Origin of the sequence: Bradyrhizobium sp. AZCC 2262 (assembly GCF_036924535.1) — a bacterium.
Taxonomy (GTDB): domain Bacteria; phylum Pseudomonadota; class Alphaproteobacteria; order Rhizobiales; family Xanthobacteraceae; genus Bradyrhizobium.
Genome location: NZ_JAZHRT010000001.1, coordinates 5,313,498 through 5,332,227 on the forward strand (window position 1 = coordinate 5,313,498; position 18,730 = coordinate 5,332,227).

Consider the following 18,730-nt stretch of genomic DNA (forward strand, 5'->3'; position numbering starts at 1 on the left):
GGTTTGATGGGTATCGCTGCGCTCCACCCGTCCTACGGGGCTACTACGAAACAATTACCTTCCCCACCTGTCCTGCCAGATCTTCTCGCCGATCATGCAATTGACGCGCGGCTCCTTGCCGGCGGCGGGTATCACCGGGCGTTCCGGGGTGCGGCCGGCGACTTCCAGCAGCAGCTTGGTGCGGATCGCTTCCTTGAACTTTTCACGGTCCTTGATCGTGACGACAAAGGAGCCGGGGCCACCGATGACGCAGTCCTCGTAATAGAGATCGAGATTGTCGATATCCATGGTGGAGTAGGACGGCTCCTTCACCATGATCGGCAGGCCGTTGATGACGATGCCCTTTTCCACCGCGGCGTCGCGCGCGATGACGACAGGCGCGCCGTTGTTGTTCGGGCCGTCGCCGGAAACATCGATCACCCGCCGCAGGCCGCGGTGCGGGTTCTCGTCGAACAGCGGCATGGCGAAGTTGATCGCACCCGAGATCGAGGTGCGTGACGCGCGGCGGATCGGGGTTTTGAGGATTTCATTGGCGACGGCATCGGCGGTCTCGGGCCCGTCGATCACGCGCCAGGGAATGATGATCTTCTGGTCGGTGGAGGCCGCCCACTCGAAATAGGTGACCGAGATCCTGCCGTTCGGGCCGCTCTTCAGCGCCTGCAGGAATTCCTTCGAGACGATCGCCTGCGCATAACCCTCCCGCTGCAGTGCGAGTTCATCCATGTCCATCGAATAGGAGACGTCGACGGCGAGCACGAGTTCGACGTCAACGGTCGGATTGGCTTCTTTGTCGGCCAGTTGACGGCTGGCGGCGTTCGGCTGGTTGCCCGGCCGGTTCGTGGGGTTCGGCGCGGCAAAACCCGCCACATCGCCGCCGGCGAGTACGCCCGCGACAAGCACGACCCCGATCGAGACATACCAGCGCATTGCGGCCCTCCCGTCGAACGACAGTTATGGTGACATGCAAAACGGCAGACGCAAAGCGCTGAAATCATTTGTTCTTCACATTCGGGTTAGGATCAGGCTTCGTCCACAGCCGACCTGCTCGCCCGGTTCCGTGCAGCATCGCCAGCCCGGTATCCGGCTCCGAATTGAACGATTGCAGGCACAACAGATGCGATGCAGCCGCCCAACAAAGGCCGCATCGGCACGATCATGGTTACGCCTCCAAAACTTCCCGCAAATGACAGCCTGCCGCCGCTGATGCGCACGGTCGTTATCTCTCGGCAAACGCCCGGTTTCAGGACCGGCCCGGAGCCTGTAAACTGATCGAGACGGCCGTCAGCCGCGGCGATCAGAGCATGGCGCAGCGTCTGGCGGACTGCCGCGTCAACTGAGCGTGGCGGGCCCGCGTCATTCTCTCGCTTGCCGGACTTGACTGGAAATGGCCGATACCACCGTCACGCCAAAAACCAAGGTCAAAACCAAGACCGAGCGGCCGCGCCTGCACAAGGTCATCCTGATCAATGATGATTACACGCCGCGCGAATTCGTCGTCACCGTCCTGAAGGCCGAATTCCGCATGACCGAGGATCAGGCCCACAAGGTCATGATAACGGCACACCGCCGCGGCGTCTGCGTGGTCGCAGTCTTCACCAAGGACGTCGCCGAGACCAAGGCGACCCGCGCCACCGACGCCGGCCGCGCCAAGGGTTATCCGCTGCTGTTCACGACCGAGCCGGAGGAATGATATTTCCCGTAGCCCGGATGAAGCGCAGCGCAATCCGGGTCAGTCTTTCCGCTCACCGAAATTGCTCGTATCGGCGCTTCCATCGCCGCCCCGGTCCGGAGCCAGAATGCCTGCGCGGACATAGCGATGCAGCGAAGAAAACGGCCAATCGGATGGCGACGTTGCTAGCCGGTGCTTGACCGGATTGAAATGCACATAATCGGCGCAGCGCTCGAAATCCCGTTCATCCCGTATGGTGTGTTCCCAGAAGCGCTTCTGCCAAACAGAATATTCGCCACGATGATCGCGCGAAACTTGAGCGCCCGTAGCGAGAACGCTTCGCGTAAAACTTCCCTTGATCCGTCGCCACCTATCTGAAAAGTCCGAGTCGCCGGGCGGCAATGTCAGAATTGCATGTAAGTGGTCCGGGAGAATGACGATAGCATCGGTAACAAAAGGCCGTTCGTCTCGCGTTTTCCGAAATGCCGCGCGCAGCAATGCGACATGATCGATCAGCGCGGACGAACTTCGGTCATCCAGCGTGACCGTGAAGAAAAACGTCCCGCCGGGGACGAAATTGCGCCGATAATGGACCATCGTGCCAGTCTACCCCGGATTGCGCTTCGCTCCATCCGGGCTACGGGCTGTTCACGCAGAGCCGGCAGGAAGAACGACATCTCCTTGTAGCCCGGATGGAGCGCAGCGTAATCCGGGACCTCGGGCCGCGGAGCGAATCCCGGATTGCGCTTCGCTCCATCCGGGCTACGGACTGTTCACGACTGAGCCGGAGGAGTAGTGGGCGAGACTAGAGATAGGCGGCCAGCCCGCCACCGGAACCGAGACTGTTCTGTATCGATGCCGCCGTACGGTAGTTCGCAACGATCCTGTTGGCATAGTCTTCGGTGAAGCCGAGAACGCTTCGCTCCTCGGAGCTCATTTTCGAATATTGCTGGAGCAGCGCCAGACTGTTGGCCTGTATGCCGTTGCCGCCGAATGCGCTCACAAGGCTGCTTCGTGTGCGCTGATTGAGCTCCGCCTTCGCAGCGCTGGCTTCCTGCGCCGAGAACGACGCATCGGCGTTCAACGCCATGACGGCCAGGGTTCGATTGTCGAAGTCGGTGAAATCCACCTGCTGCCCGGTCTGCCTGCTGCCGGTGAATATCAAATCCTTGCCATTGTCCCGGGCGCTATCTGCTTGCGCGTCGAGCATCGCCCGCGCGTTGGTTACCAGCGTATCCGACGTTGAATCCGTGCTGGATGAGGTTTGTGTTCGCGCTTTGTCGAGCAGCGCTCTCACCGGGTCCGCATCGTTGCCGGTAACCGGGGCCTTGCCGAAGCTTGCCTTGGCGGCGGCCAAGCCCTCCAGCACGGCCTGCTTCTGATCTTTCCAGGCCGCCGTTGCCTTCTCGTCGCTGCCGGCCTGATCGAGATAATCCGACGCCGCGGCGTAAAGGCTTGCGTAGTCTCCGGTGTGCCGGGCAATCACGACGTGGGGAGACACGGCGTCGTTGAATCGTGACTGCAATGTCCTGGTCGCCGCCGTCACCTCGTCCGTCGAGAACTGGCCCTGCGCATTATCAGCGATCACCGACAAGGTCGCGCGCGTCTGGCCGGAAAAATCGACGGCGACCTGTCCATCGAGCATCGCCGATGACGTCCCGAGCGCAACGTATTGCTGGTCGAACCAGGCGCGTGCCCCGGTGGTGAGAGTCGCGACCGAAGGCTGTTCGCCGTCCGCCTCCGCCGCCATTCGCGCCAGATAGGCCTTGGCCTCGTCAGACAAAGTGACCGAGGTCGAGGATGATGGCGAGGACGTGTCGGTGGTGTCGGTCGAGGCAGGACTGGCTTTCGACGCCGTGTTGCCCGCCCCGTAGGCATTGCCGGCATAGTTAAGGTAGGAGGCTGCGTTTGATCCAACCGAGATCGACACAAGAGCACCCTCCGGCCCCGAGAAATGATTAGCAACAAATGAACAAGTATGGTTAACGCCTCGTTAACGGCCCGCGCCCGAGGCAATCGTCTTGTTTGCCGGGCCACATGACTGCGCCATCACGCCGCTGATTTTTCGTCGGCCAGGCCGTAGACCCGCGCGGCCTTCGAGAAGCCGGCGACCGGAAACTCGCCGAGATCGCTCCAGCCGCCGCTGCAGATGCCGGCAAACCCTTCGGATGCCACGATGGTGCGCCTGGTTTGGCTCGCGATCTTTTCCAGCCGCGCCGCCAAATTCACCGCCGGTCCGATGCAGGTGAAATCGAGCCGGTTGCCGCCGCCGATATTGCCATAGAGAATCCGCCCGACATGCAGAGCGACGCCGAACCGAAACCGTTCGACCGAGTCCCCGACCGGGTATTGCATGTCAGCGACGCTGGCGCGCGACTCATGGGCGGCTTCCAGCACATTCGAGCAAACCTGCTTGTCGTCGCCGACATACTCATCGATCGGAAAAACCGCGAGCAGCCCGTCACCCATATATTTCAACACTTCGCCGCCATGCTTCTTGATCGCGGCGACCTGGCAATCGAAATAATGGTTCAGAATGTCCACGACGGTCTCGGCCGGCAGCCGGTCCGACAGCGCCGTGAAGCCTCGCAGATCGGACAACCAGATCGCCGCATTCATCGTCTCGGTGTGGCCGCGCCTGATCTGTCCACCCATGATCCGCTCGCCGGCGCGATTGCCGACATAGGTGTCCAGCAGGCTCGCCGCGGTGCGAGTGAGGCTGATGATCTCGATCACGCGCGCCAGCGGCGTCACGAGCCTTCGCAGCGCCGCCAATTGTTCTTCCGTAAATCCGCCCGGCTGTTTGGTGGTCCAGCTCGATGCGTTCACCGTGCCGCCGACAAAGGGCAGCGGCAGCGCGATATAATCCGTGACACCTTCGGCGCGGAGTTCATCGACGATCGGAAAGCGCCCGGTCCGCAGATCATCGGTCCGGGCCCGAACCTCCAGCCCCTGCTGGAAAACGATCTTCAGCGGGCTGGTGTGAAAATCCGGTGACTCCAGGATATGGTAGTCCACCGTGCCGACCTCGACCTCGGAGCCCGGCTTCCAGATGAAATTGCGCCCGTAGATCTCGGGATGCAGCGTGCGGACGAAGACGCCGATACGCCAGAGCGGCAGCCCCGCCGCGACCATCCGTTCGCAGCACTCGGCCATGAACCGGACCGGGCTGGCCGCGGATCTCCCGCCGTCGATCAGCCAGTCGGTCAATTCTTGCAGTTTCGATGCATCCATGACGCCGGTATTTGCCGCGCAACCCCGTGAAACGTCAAGCGCGCGCTACCACGACAGGTGGCGTGACCCGCCCGCCGAGCTGCGCTAGCTTACGGTGCAAACCAGGGGGAAACGTTCAAAGTGTACGACTTCATCATCGTCGGCGGCGGGTCGGCGGGCTCCGTCATGGCCCACCGCCTCTCCGCCAAAAGCGCCAACAAGGTCCTGCTCTGCGAAGCCGGCCAGGACACGCCGCCGGGCAACGAACCGCCCGAAATTCGCGACAGCTATCCGGGAACGGCGTATTTCGATCCGCGCTTCCACTGGACCGAACTCAAGGTCACTACCCAGGTCGTCAGTCACAACAACCCCGACGAGGCCAGGCCGCCGCTCCGGAAATATGAGCAGGCCCGCGTGCTGGGTGGCGGTTCCTCGATCAACGGCCAGATGGCCAACCGCGGCGCGCCGACGGATTACAATGAGTGGGAAATGCGCGGCGCTACGGGCTGGAGCTGGAAGGACGTGCTGCCCTATTTCAAGAAGGTCGAGCACGACCTCGATTTCGACGGTCCGTTCCACGGCAAGGATGGCCGCATCCCCGTCCGCCGCATTCCGCAAGCGCACTGGACGCGGCACAGCCAGGCGATGGCCGAGGCCTGCAAGCAGGCCGGCTTCAAGTTCCTGCCCGACCAGAACGGCGAGTTTGTCGACGGCTACTTCCCGGTGACGCACTCCAATCAGGACGAGCAACGGGTCTCGGCCGCCATGGGTTATCTCGATCGCGAGACACGCAAGCGCGCCAACCTGACCATATCGACCAACACGCAAGTGAAGGAGCTGCTGTTCGAAGGCACGCAATGCGTCGGTGTAAAGGCGCTGGTCGATGGCCGCGAGCAGGAGTTCCGCGGCCGCGAAATCATCCTCTCGTGCGGCGCGATTCATTCGCCGGCCCACCTGTTGCGCGCCGGCATCGGACCGGTCGGGCATCTGAAGGAGATGGGCATTCCGGTCCTGACGGGGCTTGCCGGCGTTGGCCAGCGCCTGATGGACCATCCCTCGATCTCGCTGTCCTCGTATGTCCGTCGCGGCGCGCGCATGAACGCGCACACCAGACGCCATATGCAGATGGGGCTGCGTTACTCCTCCGGGCTTCCGGGCATCCCCGCCGGCGACATGTTCGTCGTTGTCCTCACCAAGTCCGCCTGGCATTCGGTCGGCGAGCAGATCGGCTCGCTGCTCACCTTCGTCAACAAGACCTATTCGGAGACCGGTCAGGTAAAGCTCGCTTCGCGCGATTCGCGGGAAGAGCCGATCGTCGAGTTCAACCTGCTGTCGGACCGGCGCGATCTCGATCGACTGATGAGCGGCTTTCGCAAGATGGCCGGCTTGCAGATGAGCGCGCCGCTCAAGGCGGTGACCGACAAGCCATTCCCGGCTGCCTATTCCGACCGGGTGCGCAAGATCGGCGTGGTCAATACGAAGAACAAGATTCTCACCGCCATTGCCGCTGTCCTGATGGACGGGCCGGCGGCGCTGCGCCACTACATGATCGACAATTTCGTCGTCGAAGGTTTTACGTTCGAGCAGGTCATGAACGACGACGAGGCGCTCGAAGCCTTCGTGCGCAAGTCGGCGATCGGCGTGTGGCACGCCTCATGCTCATGCCGGATGGGCCGTGCGGACGATCCGATGGCGGTTGTCGACACCCAAGGCCGGGTCAAGGGCGTGCAGGGTTTGCGCGTGGTCGACGCCTCGATTTTCCCGGTGGTGCCGTGCGCCAACACCAATTTCCCGGTGCTGATGACGGCGGAGAAGATCGCAGACGCGATGCAGTGAGCGAGGACATTACGGCGGACGCGGCGCCACCAACGCTATGGAACAAAACAGGAACATTGTTCGAAAACTATTAGTTGTGGTCGTGAGTTTGTTTTTTGCGTCGGCCTTAGAGTTAGTTAGATGCGGGTGGCAAAGAGATTTGCACCTTTGCAAAACCAGAGTGAGCTAGAATTACTAGGCAGAATCTAGGGTTCAACACTCGGCGAGATACTAATTGTATCTGCCGTATGGCGGTCGGAGTCCGTCCAAAGGTCGTAAAAATGAGCGGTCATAAGGCAACCTCCAAACGGAGGAATGAGGATCTGCGTCCCCAATCCGAATTGGTCGTCTGTGAAGTTGCGCAGATTCTGACTAAATCCTCGGATGTCGAAAAGTCTTTCGGCCGATTTGGTGGATGGCTGCTTATGGCGCTGTCTTTGTCGAGAGCAAATAAAACAAAGCCATTGATTCCACTTAGTGCTCTTATTGGAGTCTTGAGTTCAATCGTTGGATTAGGATGGTTCGTTTTTACAAAATGATTTTGTTCTTCGATACTTTCCTGAGAAAGCGCACTTTGCTGTAAGAAATTTTAGACTGAGTGATCAGAAAGCGATCAAGCATCCTTTCGCCCTTTCTAGGGATTCGAAATTGATTCAGCCGCCAATCGAGATTTTGAAATCCCTGTGGTCAAGGCTTCCGGACGGCCGCTGGGGCGTCACTGGCCTTCACGCTTTAGAATTAAAACCAAGCCCAGGCTACAATAGCGACTATTTCACATTTGAAGGCATTGTGGAGCTTATGACCACGACGCCGAGCCGAAATATCCATGAAGTTTTTGCTTCGTTCGGCACAACCAATTTTCTCATGCAACAGAGTGTTCTTCCTGTCGTTGCGTGGAAGGCGGAAGACTCTTTTATTCGATGTATCGGGACCGCCTCTGTTGTGAGCTGTTCGGGCTATTTGATAACCGCAGCTCATGTTCTGATGGACCCTTTTGACAGCGGCTATGGCGCGGTGCGAGAGGGGCCGCAATTGCGTCTCGACGAGGCACTGAATTTCGGTGTCTTCATCCCGCTCAGTCCAGCCTACGGAACGCGCGGGATTAGATTCTTTCCTTTTGAAAAATTCTGGCTATGGGGTGCTTGGAAGGAAAGCCCGCTGATCACCGATAAGGATAAGTTTGACTATCTGACCGACATTGCGATCTGCAAAATTGCCGAGATGCCACATGGCGCCGCACATCAGCCTCTTGGTCTGTCGCTAAATCCTTTTGTGCCGGGTGAAGCTGCGTATGCATTAGGCTATGCCGAGATGAATGATATTCCTCTTGAAAACACCAACGGCGTTGCGGCCTTCGACGACGTCGCGATGGACCTCTACGCGTCTATCGGGGAAGCGATGGAAATCTTCCCGCAAAACCACTTACGGAAGGACGTCCCTACGCCCGGACCTTGCTTCGACTTCAAAGCTAGAATCCCTGGCAAGATGAGCGGCGCGCCGATATTCGGCGCTGGCGGGGCCGTTATCCGAGGCGTAGTCAGCCGCAGCTTTTCTGGCGAACGCCACGCGTTCGGCGCTATGTTGGGACCAGCGATGCACCTCCCCCTCAACGATCCACCGAACAAGGCTACTCTTCGAACCCTCATGGAATCGGGGAACGAAGGCATTGCACGGATACACGGAACGGGCCTCTAGGTTTAGGAACAAACATGCAGGTTCAAACAGCCCGCAGCCGGATTAGTAGTGAGAGCCGAAGAGCGGATTGAGCCGAAGGCGTAGTCCGCCGCAGCAACAACGAAGGATGGGCGATTATGCTGACGTCAATCTGCCCGACGGACCGTTCCGATCAGATTGGTCGGGGGACACGGCTTGAAAGTCTTGAATGAGTTGCACGTAGACAAAATTCATCTGCATAGCGAGCTCACCTAGATCAGCTAGCATTTTGTCTTGATATTCCTTTGACAGCCAATACGATTCAAATCTTTCATCATCAGTACCAGACTTCTTCCGCATCGATAGCAAAGGCGGCCCAAGCCCCTTATCCGCGAATTCAAAGAGTATTTGAGAGTGAATTATGGAGTTCCGGCGCTTCCTTTCCGTGTGGAGCGCTTCAATGATCGATTTGAAATGGGCGACCCATTCAGGCCGGGTGTGTACCCGGGCGAAATCCGGCGTCGTGAGGACCATCGATTCCACGCACTCAATCTTCTGTACATTTGACATTCCCGCAAGCTTCTTCTGGCTGGCGGTCCAATTCTCATTGCCCCACGCGAGAAGCATGAGCTTATCGAGCAGGGATTCGACCCACTGAAAGATGATCCAATATTTGCCAAGAGTCGTGAACACCGCCTCAGTGTCTTCGTCCGTCCATCTAGGCCCTGCATCTTCCGACATGAGCTTGGTATCCCTAGGATGGTCGCATTGCGTCGAGCAGCAGATGCTAGAATTACCGTATCTCTGTGCCCGCATTTATCCGCGCCGTCTTGCGCGGCAGCACGCGCGCGATTGGCTGCTACATGCTACGACCCTCAACCCCGCCCGGTACGAAATCAGATACGTTAGCCGGGCCCTACCCGCCGACTTGCCCGCGATGGCGCAGGAAGTGATCGGCGAGCACGCAGGCCATCATGGCCTCGCCGACCGGCACGGCGCGGATGCCGACGCAGGGGTCGTGGCGGCCCTTGGTCATGATGTCGGTGTCGGCGCCCGCACGATCGACCGTCTTGCGCGGCGAGAGGATTGACGAGGTCGGCTTCACCGCAAAGCGCACCACCACCGGCTGGCCGGTCGAGATGCCGCCGAGCACGCCGCCGGCATTGTTGGAGAGGAATCGCGTGCCGTCATTGCCGGTGCGCATCTCGTCGGCGTTTTCCTCGCCTGACAATTCGGCGGCGCCAAAGCCGGCGCCGATCTCGACGCCCTTTACCGCATTGATGCTCATCATCGCGGCCGCCAGCTCGCCGTCGAGCTTGGCGTAGATCGGCGCGCCCCATCCGGCCGGCACGCCTTCGGCGACCACCTCGATCACAGCGCCGATCGAGGAGCCGCTCTTGCGGATGCCGTCGAGATATTGCTCGAAGAACGTCGCGCTGTCCTTGTCCGGGCAATTGAACGGATTGCGCGCGATCTCGTCCCAGTCCCATTTGTCGCGATCGATCTTGTGCGGGCCTATCTGCACCAGCGCGCCGCGCACCTTCACGCCGGGCAGGATTTTTCGCGCGATGGCGCCGGCGGCGACACGCGTGGCGGTCTCGCGCGCCGAGGAACGTCCGCCGCCGCGATAATCGCGCAGGCCGTATTTGGCCTCATAGGTGAAGTCGGCGTGGCCGGGGCGAAACTTGTCCTTGATTTCGGAATAGTCCTTGGAGCGCTGATCGGTGTTCTCGATCAGCAGCGCGATCGGCGTCCCCGTCGTCACCTGCACGCCGGTCTCGGGATGCGCCATCACGCCGGACAGGATTTTTACCGCATCCGGCTCCTGGCGCTGGGTGGTGAAGCGCGATTGTCCCGGACGGCGGCGGTCGAGATCGTGCTGGATATCCTCATTGGTCAGCGGGATCAGCGGCGGGCAGCCGTCAACCACGCAGCCGATCGCGATCCCGTGGCTTTCGCCGAAGGTCGTGACCCGGAACATGTGGCCGAAGGTGTTGTGGGACATGGGGCCTTACGCGCGTTCGTCCGTGTTAACAATTTGCGTTCGTGTTGATTGTCAACAGTGTCGTAACGCGCGCCGGCCAAACCGGCAACCGTCATTCCGGGGCGATGCGAAGCATCGAACCCGGAATCTCGAGATTCCCCGGTTCGCAATTGCGAACCTGAGGTTCGGTCCTACGGACCGCCCCGGAATGACGATGCCCTTAGCTATATTTCCGCAACCCCCCGTCGCGGAACACGTAGACCGCGCCCTGTTCGATCAGGAGGTCGGCGGCGCTGGCCGGCGTTTCGATGCCGAGCGCCACCATCAGCGCCCGCGCGGTGCCGCCATGGGCCACGGCGACAGTGTCGCTATCGACGGAATCGTACCAGTCGCGCATCCGGTGCTGCACTTCCGCATAGGTCTCGCCGCCTTCCGGGGCCATCGTCCATTTCGCCGTCAGCCGCCTGGCATAGAGCACGGGATCGGCGGCCTGCATCTCGGCCAGCGTCGAACCCTCCCAGACGCCGTAGCCGATCTCGCGCAGGCGGTCGTCGAGCGCATATTTTTCCGGCGGCAGCTTCAAGGCGCTGCGCACCAATTCCATCGTGGCCCGCGCCCGTTGCAGCGGACTTGCAACGAACGGCAGCGCGGCCTTGTCGCGGCCATCGCGCGCCAGCAGGTCTGCCAGAACGCGCCCGGCATGGGCCGCCTGCCTGCGGCCAAGATCGTTCAGCGGAATGTCCTGCGCGCCCTGCAGCCTGCCTTCCGCGTTCCACGACGTCTCGCCATGTCGGATGTAGTAGATCACGGGCGCGGGCATCGGACTTTCAGGCTATTCCTTGCCAAGTGAATTGGAGAGCGAGATGTCCGGCGCATCCGGACGCTTCATGCCGACGACGTGATAGCCGGCGTCGACATGGTGAACCTCGCCGGTGACGCCGCGCCCAAGCTCGGAAAGAAAATACAAGGCGCTGTCGCCGACTTCCTCAATGCTCACATTACGACGCAACGGCGCGTTGATCTCGTTGTACTTCAGGAGATAGCGGGAGTCGGCGATACCGGCAAACGCCAGCGTCTTGATCGGCCCGGCCGAGATCGCGTTGACGCGGATGTTCTTCTCGCCGAGGTCTGCGGCGAGATAGCGCACGCTGGCCTCGAGGGCTGCCTTCGCGACGCCCATCACATTGTAATGCGGCATCCATTTCTCGGCGCCGTAATAGGTCAGCGTCAGGATCGAGCCGCCGTCGGTCATCAGCTTTTCGGCGCGTTGCGTGATCGCGGTCAGCGAATAGCAGGAGATCAGCATGCTCCTGGAGAAATTGTCCGGCGTCGTCTCCAGATAACGGCCATCGAGCTGGTCCTTGTCGGAGAAGGCGATGGCGTGGACCACGAAGTCGATCTTGCCCCATTTTTCCCGGAGCATGTCGAATGCCGCGTCGATGGTGGCGGAATCGGTGACGTCGCAATGGCCGAGCAGAAGCGCGTTGAGTTCTTTGGCCAGCGGTTCGACCCGCTTCTTCAGCGCATCGCCCTGCCAGGTGAGCGCGATTTCCGCGCCCGCGTCGTGGCATGCCTTGGCGATGCCCCAGGCAATCGAGCGGTTGTTGGCGACGCCGAGAATCACCCCGCGTTTCCCCTGCATCAGGCCTGTCTTCTGCGACATCTTGCCTTCCAATCGCGCCATCTGGAGTTTGGAGGTACACCAGCACTCTGGCGGGGTCGAGCCCAAATCCGCCTGTCGGATTAACGCTGTTTGACATGCGGCTCAATGACCGGAATAGACGCCTCGATTGGGTGTTATGTTGGGTAAGGCGTTCGCGCCGGACAACCCTTGTTAACTGGTGTCAATGACCGCGTTTCGTCAAAGTGTCGAAGCCATGATTCCGGCGCTCCGTCGCTACGCTCGCGCACTCGCGCGCGATGCCGACATCGCCGACGATCTGGTGCAGGATACGCTGGTGCGCGCGTTGCGTTCGGAACGGCTGTTTCTCGGCGGCGACGTCAGGAGCTGGCTCTATACGATCCTGACCAATTTGAACAAGAACCGGCGGCGGTCGCTGGCGCGGCGTCCGCAGTTCATGCCGCTGCTCGACAACAACGCCGACGCCAGCGGCACCGAGGCCGAGGGTCGCGATATCGCCCGCGCGCTGGCGACGCTGGTGGAAGAACAGCGCTCGGTGCTGCTGCTGGTGATGCTGGAAGGACTTAGCTACCGCGAGGTCGCCGACATCCAGGGCGTGCCGATCGGCACCGTAATGTCCCGGCTTGCCCGCGCACGCGCGCATGTCAAAGCTTCGCTCGAGGGCGAGCGTACGGCGCTGCGGCGGGTGAAATGAAGATGCGAGTGGCATGCGTGATGCACAGACAGACCAGGAATAGGCAGAGACGACGACAATGACCGATCGCAACATTCCCGTCACCGAAGACGAGCTGCATGCTTACATCGACAACGAGCTGCCGGCCGAGCGCCGCAGCGACGTCGAGGCGTGGCTCGCCTCGCATCCCGACGATGCCGCGCGGGTGCAGTCGTGGCGCGCGATGGCGGAAGCGCTGCATGCCAGGTACGATTCGGTGATCGATGAGGCGGTGCCGAAGCGGCTCGATATCGAGCGGCTGGTGCGACAGCCGCGCAAATGGGTCTACGGCGCGATCGCGGCCACGCTGGCGGCGTTCATCATAGGCGGCGGCGCCGGCTGGTTCGCGCGTGGTGCTGCGGCAGGGCCCTCCCCCTTCCAGAATCTGACGGTGAACGCGATCGAAGCGCACCGGCTTTACGTGGTGGAAGTGCGCCACCCCGTCGAGGTGCCGGGTAGCGAACGCAGCCATCTGCAGCAATGGCTGACCAAGCGCTGCGGCTGGGTTGTCCGCGCGCCGGAGCTGGCGGGGGCCGGATTGAAGCTGGTCGGCGGGCGGCTGTTGCCGGGTTCTGCGGGTCCGGCATCCTTCATGATGTATGAGAGCGCCTCCGGCGAACGCTTCACGATCTACACCGCAAAATCGGACGCCGAGGCGACGCAGATGCGATTCGCGGTGGAAGGCAATGAAAGCACGCTGTTCTGGGCCGATGACGGCGTCGTTTATGTCGTGGTGTCGACCGGCGCCGACCGGGGGCGGCTGACCCAGATCGCGCAGGCCGTCTACGACCAGATGGAGAAGAAGACCTAGCTGCAGCCCGAGCGAATCGGAGCGATATCCGGGATCAGTGCGACCGGACGGCTTGTTGCCGGATTGCTCCTCGATCTATCCACCTAAGACAAGAAAAGTGGCAGCTAGGCAACGTCAGACGCTCTTGTCCCAATTCTGACATCGAAAATCTGGAATCAAAACACGGACGCGTCTCATTAAAGCACCGGGTGATCACGCGAAAATGAGTAGCGTTCGATCCGCCGATCGGCGCAAGCGGCCTCGATCGGGGTTTGGTACCGCGCTGGTCCCCCTTTCGAGGCCGCCCCTTTTTCCAGAAAACCCTTTGTTTTTCAGGAAATAGGCCACATTTTTTGAAAAATTCCTGCCAGGCCCCGTACAGTTCGACACGTGTTTTTGCGCCGCGAATCGCGACCGAATCACTCGACTCAGCCGAGATCGCTGCGCGGGTTATAGGGGTGGCCGTCGCGCCACTTATCCATCAATGCCTCCAACTCGGCATCGTTCCCGTCAGGCAGAATAATTCGGGTGGTGACGAACAGGTCCCCGGTTCCCCCCGCCTTGGGCAAGCCCTTGCCCTTGAGGCGGAAAATTCGGCCGCTGGAAGTATTTTTCGGAATCGACAACTCCACCGCGCTACCGAGCGTCGGCACCCGGACCTTGCCGCCCAGCACCGCCTCATAAAGCGTAATGGGCAGATCCAGACGCAAATCGCTGCCGTCGACCTTGAAAAACGGATGCGGCGCGACGCTGACCGTGATCAGGAGATCGCCCGGCGGGTGGCCCGGCGCGGTTTCGCCCTGCCCCTTCAGCCGAATCTGCTGGCCGGCGACGACGCCTGCCGGAATCCTGACATTGAGCTCCTTGCCGGTCGGCAGCCGAACGCGCTTTTCTCCGCCCTTGACCGCCTCCTCCAGCGTCACCGTCATGGCGACGTTCAGATCGAGATCGAGGCCGATCCCGCCGGTGTCGAATTCAAAGGTCCGGCCACCGCCTGGACGTCCGCCCCTGGCTGCGCCGCCGAACATGCTGTTGAGGATATCCTCAAAGCCCGCCCCGCCCGCGCCGCCGGAACCGCCGCCGGTGCGGAAGCTGTAGGACTCGAATCCGCCCGGCCCGCCGGCGCGGCCGCGCGCGTCGCCGCCGGGAAAGCCCTGAAAGCGCGGCTTGCCCTCGGCGTCGATCTCGCCGCGGTCGAACTGCTTGCGCTTGTCCTCGTCGCCGATGATCTCGTTGGCCGAATTGATCTCGGAAAAGCGCTCCGCCGCCTTCGGATCGTTCTTGTTGCTATCGGGGTGATGCTTCTTGGCAAGCTTGCGATAGGCACTCTTGATCGCCGCAGCGCTGGCGCCCCGCTGCACCCCCAAGACCTCATAGGGGTCGCGCATCCGTCAGGTCTCCTTCACGGGAATTCGGTTGTTGAAGCTTAGGGCAATTCGCCCGCTTTGGCTTCATCTGGGGAGCCAGTTGCATTTTTGCAACTACCTCGAAAGGCTTCGCTTGAAAACCTTTCAGGCTTTATCCCCTCGTCCAGGGCTTGATCGTGTGGATTTCCCATCGGCCGTGGCTGGCTTTGCAGGCCGCGCCCTGCAGCCAGCTTTCCGCGCGGCCGTTGACGTAGCTTGCCAGAAAATCCCGGCAGGTGCGTCCGTCGTCCGCGGAATAGGCCTGCGACAGCGGCGTCACCGAGCCGCGCGCGCCGGTTTCCGGATTTTCCCAAGGCTGGCTGGAATCCTGGTCGCCCTTGGTCAGCACGTCGGAGGCCGCGGTGCGTGCAAAGGCAAGATCGCTCTCGGTCGGCACCGCCGGGCTGCCCGGTTGCTTGCTGAGCGAACCCGTGACGTTGGCAGCGTCCATCCTGGCGTAGGCGTCCGGGCGCGACAGGCTGCAGCCGCCCGAGCCGAGACCGATCAAAATCAACGTCATCACCGCGCCGCTCGGCCCGATCGCCGATAGGCCAACGCGTCCCCATGTCCTATATAGGGCGAGCCCGTAACCGGGCTGCAACGCGCTCTGGGACGCGAACGGACGCAACTGGGACTCCTGACATGACGGACACGACCTCCATCAAACACCCGGCACCGTTAACATCGGGTGATTTTACCGCGGCCGAGGAACCGTTTGCGCTGTTCGCCGAGTGGTTTGCAGAAGCCGTGAAGTCCGAGCCGAACGATCCCAACGCGATGGCGCTGGCGACCGTCGATAGCGACGGGCTGCCGGACGTCCGGATGGTGCTGATGAAAGGCTATGATGCGGATGGTTTCGTGTTCTACAGCCACATCGCCAGCCCGAAGGGCCGCGAACTCGCCGCAAATCCTAAGGCGGCTTTACTATTTCACTGGAAGTCGCTGCGCCGTCAGGTCCGCATCCGCGGCAACGTGTCGCCGGTGAGCGATGAGGAAGCCGACGCCTATTTCGCCACGCGGCCGAAGCAGGCGCAGATCGGCGCCTGGGCCAGCAAGCAGTCGCAGCCGCTGGAGAGCCGCTTTGCCTTCGAGCAGGCGATCGCACTGGTCGCCGCCAAATACATGATCGGCGAAGTGCCGCGCCCGCCCGGGTGGAGCGGCTGGCGTATCGAGCCGCAGCGTTTCGAATTCTGGCACGACCGTCCGTTCCGTCTCCACGACCGCATCGAATTCCACCGCGATGCGCCTGACGGTGCATGGTCGAAGGTGAGGCTCTATCCCTGAATGATCGTCATGGCCGGGCATAAGCGCGAAGCGCGTCTTCGTGTAGGATGTCCCGGCCATCCACGACTTCCTTCTATTTGACAAGACAAAACGTGGATGCCCGGGACAAGCCCGGGCATGACGCAGAACAAGAGAACCCGTATGCCCTCTTCATCCAACGCGCCGCGGCGCACGCTGCTTCTGACCGGTGCCAGCCGCGGCATCGGTCATGCCACCGCGATCCGGTTCTCCTCGGCCGGCTGGCGCGTCATCACCTGCTCGCGGCATGCCTTTCCGGAGATCTGCCCGTGGGGCGCGGGCCCGGAGGACCACATCGAGGTCGACCTCGCCGACCACGATGACACCACGCGTGCGATCTCCGAGATCCGAAGGCGGCTGGAGAACGACGAACTGCATGCGCTGGTCAACAACGCCGCGATTTCGCCGAAGGGCCCGGGCGGCGGCCGGCTCGGCACCATGGACACCGATATCGAAACCTGGAGCCACGTGTTTCGCGTCAACTTCTTCGCGCCGATCATGATGGCGCGCGGACTGATCGAGGAATTGAAGCACGCCAGGGGCGCGGTAGTGAACGTCACCTCGATCGCGGGCTCGCGCGTGCACCCGTTCGCCGGCGTCGCCTATGCGACCTCGAAGGCGGCACTGGCTTCACTCACACGGGAAATGGCCTCCGATTTCGGTCGCGTCGGCGTCCGCGTCAACTCGATCGCGCCGGGCGAGATCGACACCTCGATCCTGTCGCCGGGCACCGAGAAGATCGTCGAGCAGCAGATTCCGATGCACCGGCTCGGCACGCCGGACGAGGTCGCCAAGATCATCTACGTGCTGTGTACGGAAACCAGTTCCTATGTGAACGGCGCCGAGATCCACATCAACGGCGGCCAGCACGTTTAGGCGCAGGATGTAATCTCGTAGGATGGGTAGAGCGCAGAAACCCATCAATTGTCGTCAACGGCATGAATGATGGGTTTCGCTTCGCTCTACCCATCCTACGCCACTACGCCACTGCCCATCCTTCGAGACGCGCGCAAGCGCGCGCGCCTCGGAATGAGGTTCTTGCTCGCGGAAGCAACATCACTCCGCGTAAAACTTTCGTTGCGCCGTGCACAGTGTCGTCGCGGCAACGTTGAACGTGCTCGAACACTCGTCCTCGTTCTCGCCGTCCGCCAGCACTGCACCGCAGTGCCGGCAAAGCCGCGTCGAGAACGCCTGCGCCTTGCCAACGACGCGGCCCTGCTGATAGCGCGCAAGATCGATGACGTTGCGTGGCGACATTATGAGTTTCTCAACCATGGGATCCTCGCGGCTTGAGATACAAGTTATCGCAGACAAGTTTCGATCATTCGTTGAGTCCACTGCTCAAATTTTAGCGGTGGAGTTGAGCCCATCTTCGCAGGTGTGGAACCGCAGGGAACCGCTAACTACAGCCACTTCTTCCACTTGAAGAGGAAGTACGGCAGCACCGCTGCCATGAGCATCATGACGAGCGCCATCGGATAGCCGTGCGCCCATTCGAGTTCCGGCATCGCCTTGAAGTTCATGCCGTAGATCGAAGCGATCAGCGTCGGCGGCATCAGGACGACGGCCATCACGGAGAACAGCTTGATGATGTTGTTCTGCTCGAGATTGACGACGCCGAGCATGGCGTCGAGCGTAAACGTGATCTTGTTGGAAAGATAGGAGGCGTGGTCGGTCAGGGAACCGACGTCGCGCTGCATGGTCTTGAGCTGCTCACGCATGTCCTTGGACCATTTGACGCCCTCCATCACCGCGGACAGGAAGGTGACCACGCGGCCGATCGAGACCAGGCTTTCGCGGACCTTCGAGACCAGATCCCCCTTGCGGCCAATCGCGATCAGGATCTGGGAATATCGCTTGGCCTGGCCATGGCGCGCGCTTTCGGGCTCGAAGATATCGTGGGAGACCTGATCGACCTCGGCGCCGGCGCGTTCCAGAATGTCGGCGCAGCGGTCGATCACGGCATCGACCAGTTCCATCAGCACCATTTCGCCCGATATTCCCGGCAGGCAGGAGCGGGCCAGCTTGTGCTCAACGAGGGCAAACGGCTTCGGCTCGTCGTAGCGCACCGTCACCAGACGGTGACCGGCCAGGATAAAGGTGACGGCCGTGGTCCTCGGCATATCGGTGTCGGACTGGCACATCAGCGTCGCGGTCATGTACCGGGCGCCGTTCTCGATATAGAGCCGGCTGGAAATTTCGATCTCCTGCATGTCTTCCCGGGTCGGCACCGCGATCCCGGCCAGCCGCTCGACCGCCCGGTCCTCCGCCATCGTCGGGTTCAACAGGTCGATCCAGACCGCATTGTCCGGCAGCAGCGCCGGGTCGGTGACCGGGTGCTTCTTCAGGGAGGATTCGGAGGGAACAAACACCGAAAACATGGGCAACTCCGGAACAGGACGGCAATCTCTCGTCTTGACGCGTTTTCTGGACGCGAACCGGTACCTGCTTCGCCCGAAAACGCTACCAGCACCAGCGGCACTAAACCCGATTCTGGCAAGCGCTTCATGACCCGCGCATTAACCGCCGATCCACATTTGTGGC

At 61.4% G+C, this 18,730-nt stretch carries 19 protein-coding genes; 7 read left to right on the plus strand and 12 right to left on the minus strand.

From position 1 onward, the window contains the following. Nucleotides 1–54 precede the first annotated feature (54 nt). Complete coding sequence (locus V1283_RS25035; RefSeq protein ID WP_334389173.1) at nucleotides 55–927, minus strand: DUF1194 domain-containing protein; 873 nt, start codon at nucleotides 925–927, stop codon at nucleotides 55–57. Nucleotides 928–1,384: 457 nt separating this feature from the next. Between V1283_RS25035 and clpS the strand changes: the two genes are divergently transcribed. After that, the gene (gene clpS / locus V1283_RS25040; RefSeq protein WP_057855122.1) at nucleotides 1,385–1,690 is read left to right on the plus strand and encodes an ATP-dependent Clp protease adapter ClpS; all 306 of its coding nucleotides are present in this window, start codon (nucleotides 1,385–1,387) and stop codon (nucleotides 1,688–1,690) included. 39 nt (nucleotides 1,691–1,729) lie between these two features. Here the strand turns inward: clpS and V1283_RS25045 are convergent, their stop codons facing one another. From V1283_RS25045 to V1283_RS25055, 3 genes are all read right to left on the minus strand, one after another. Further along, on the minus strand, nucleotides 1,730–2,266 hold the full coding sequence (locus V1283_RS25045) for an REP-associated tyrosine transposase (RefSeq protein WP_334389174.1): 537 nt from the start codon (nucleotides 2,264–2,266) through the stop codon (nucleotides 1,730–1,732). 208 nt (nucleotides 2,267–2,474) lie between these two features. After that, on the minus strand, nucleotides 2,475–3,599 hold the full coding sequence (locus V1283_RS25050; protein ID WP_334389175.1) for a hypothetical protein: 1,125 nt from the start codon (nucleotides 3,597–3,599) through the stop codon (nucleotides 2,475–2,477). A gap of 119 nt (nucleotides 3,600–3,718) precedes the next feature. Continuing rightward, on the minus strand, nucleotides 3,719–4,903 hold the full coding sequence (locus V1283_RS25055; protein ID WP_334389176.1) for an adenylate/guanylate cyclase domain-containing protein: 1,185 nt from the start codon (nucleotides 4,901–4,903) through the stop codon (nucleotides 3,719–3,721). 120 nt (nucleotides 4,904–5,023) lie between these two features. Here V1283_RS25055 and V1283_RS25060 point away from each other — a divergent pair, with 120 nt between their 5' ends. Both V1283_RS25060 and V1283_RS25065 read left to right on the plus strand, forming a co-directional pair. Beyond that, nucleotides 5,024–6,718: a GMC family oxidoreductase gene (locus V1283_RS25060; RefSeq protein WP_334389177.1), complete on the plus strand. Its 1,695-nt coding sequence runs from the start codon at nucleotides 5,024–5,026 to the stop codon at nucleotides 6,716–6,718. A 627-nt stretch (nucleotides 6,719–7,345) separates the two neighbouring features. Next, a complete protein-coding gene (locus V1283_RS25065; RefSeq protein ID WP_334389178.1) occupies nucleotides 7,346–8,392 on the plus strand; it encodes a hypothetical protein in 1,047 nt (348 codons plus the stop codon). A 114-nt stretch (nucleotides 8,393–8,506) separates the two neighbouring features. Here the strand turns inward: V1283_RS25065 and V1283_RS25070 are convergent, their stop codons facing one another. The 4 genes from V1283_RS25070 to fabI form a co-directional block, all read right to left on the minus strand. Beyond that, nucleotides 8,507–9,091 (minus strand): hypothetical protein, encoded by a 585-nt coding sequence (locus tag V1283_RS25070; protein WP_334389180.1) that lies wholly within the window; start codon nucleotides 9,089–9,091, stop codon nucleotides 8,507–8,509. Between the two features lie 175 nt (nucleotides 9,092–9,266). Next, complete coding sequence (gene aroC / locus V1283_RS25075; protein WP_334389181.1) at nucleotides 9,267–10,355, minus strand: chorismate synthase; 1,089 nt, start codon at nucleotides 10,353–10,355, stop codon at nucleotides 9,267–9,269. Nucleotides 10,356–10,554: 199 nt separating this feature from the next. After that, nucleotides 10,555–11,154, minus strand: a complete 600-nt coding sequence (locus tag V1283_RS25080; protein ID WP_334389182.1) for a histidine phosphatase family protein — start codon at nucleotides 11,152–11,154, stop codon at nucleotides 10,555–10,557. A 12-nt stretch (nucleotides 11,155–11,166) separates the two neighbouring features. Beyond that, nucleotides 11,167–11,997, minus strand: a complete 831-nt coding sequence (gene fabI / locus V1283_RS25085) for an enoyl-ACP reductase FabI (protein ID WP_334389183.1) — start codon at nucleotides 11,995–11,997, stop codon at nucleotides 11,167–11,169. Nucleotides 11,998–12,181: 184 nt separating this feature from the next. Here fabI and V1283_RS25090 point away from each other — a divergent pair, with 184 nt between their 5' ends. Further along, on the plus strand, nucleotides 12,182–12,670 hold the full coding sequence (locus V1283_RS25090) for an RNA polymerase sigma factor (protein WP_334389184.1): 489 nt from the start codon (nucleotides 12,182–12,184) through the stop codon (nucleotides 12,668–12,670). A gap of 58 nt (nucleotides 12,671–12,728) precedes the next feature. Continuing rightward, complete coding sequence (locus V1283_RS25095) at nucleotides 12,729–13,499, plus strand: anti-sigma factor family protein (RefSeq protein ID WP_334389185.1); 771 nt, start codon at nucleotides 12,729–12,731, stop codon at nucleotides 13,497–13,499. Between the two features lie 407 nt (nucleotides 13,500–13,906). On the opposite strand, the gene V1283_RS25100 is transcribed toward V1283_RS25095, so the two are convergent. Next, nucleotides 13,907–14,866 carry a J domain-containing protein gene (locus V1283_RS25100; RefSeq protein WP_334389187.1) on the minus strand — a complete coding sequence of 320 codons (960 nt, stop codon included), beginning with the start codon at nucleotides 14,864–14,866 and terminating at the stop codon, nucleotides 13,907–13,909. Nucleotides 14,867–14,996: 130 nt separating this feature from the next. After that, nucleotides 14,997–15,404, minus strand: coding sequence for an RT0821/Lpp0805 family surface protein (locus V1283_RS25105; RefSeq protein WP_334389188.1), 408 nt, complete (start codon nucleotides 15,402–15,404; stop codon nucleotides 14,997–14,999). 122 nt (nucleotides 15,405–15,526) lie between these two features. On the opposite strand from V1283_RS25105, the gene pdxH reads away from it, so the two are divergent. Both pdxH and V1283_RS25115 read left to right on the plus strand, forming a co-directional pair. Beyond that, the gene (gene pdxH, locus V1283_RS25110) at nucleotides 15,527–16,168 is read left to right on the plus strand and encodes a pyridoxamine 5'-phosphate oxidase (RefSeq protein ID WP_334389190.1); all 642 of its coding nucleotides are present in this window, start codon (nucleotides 15,527–15,529) and stop codon (nucleotides 16,166–16,168) included. Between the two features lie 141 nt (nucleotides 16,169–16,309). Then, nucleotides 16,310–17,062 carry an SDR family NAD(P)-dependent oxidoreductase gene (locus V1283_RS25115; RefSeq protein WP_334389191.1) on the plus strand — a complete coding sequence of 251 codons (753 nt, stop codon included), beginning with the start codon at nucleotides 16,310–16,312 and terminating at the stop codon, nucleotides 17,060–17,062. A gap of 180 nt (nucleotides 17,063–17,242) precedes the next feature. Here V1283_RS25115 and V1283_RS25120 read toward each other — a convergent pair whose 3' ends face one another. Together V1283_RS25120 and V1283_RS25125 are read right to left on the minus strand one after the other, a co-directional pair. Then, the gene (locus V1283_RS25120; protein ID WP_334389192.1) at nucleotides 17,243–17,461 is read right to left on the minus strand and encodes a hypothetical protein; all 219 of its coding nucleotides are present in this window, start codon (nucleotides 17,459–17,461) and stop codon (nucleotides 17,243–17,245) included. Nucleotides 17,462–17,589: 128 nt separating this feature from the next. Then, the gene (locus V1283_RS25125; RefSeq protein WP_334389193.1) at nucleotides 17,590–18,567 is read right to left on the minus strand and encodes a magnesium transporter CorA family protein; all 978 of its coding nucleotides are present in this window, start codon (nucleotides 18,565–18,567) and stop codon (nucleotides 17,590–17,592) included. Nucleotides 18,568–18,730 lie beyond the last annotated feature (163 nt).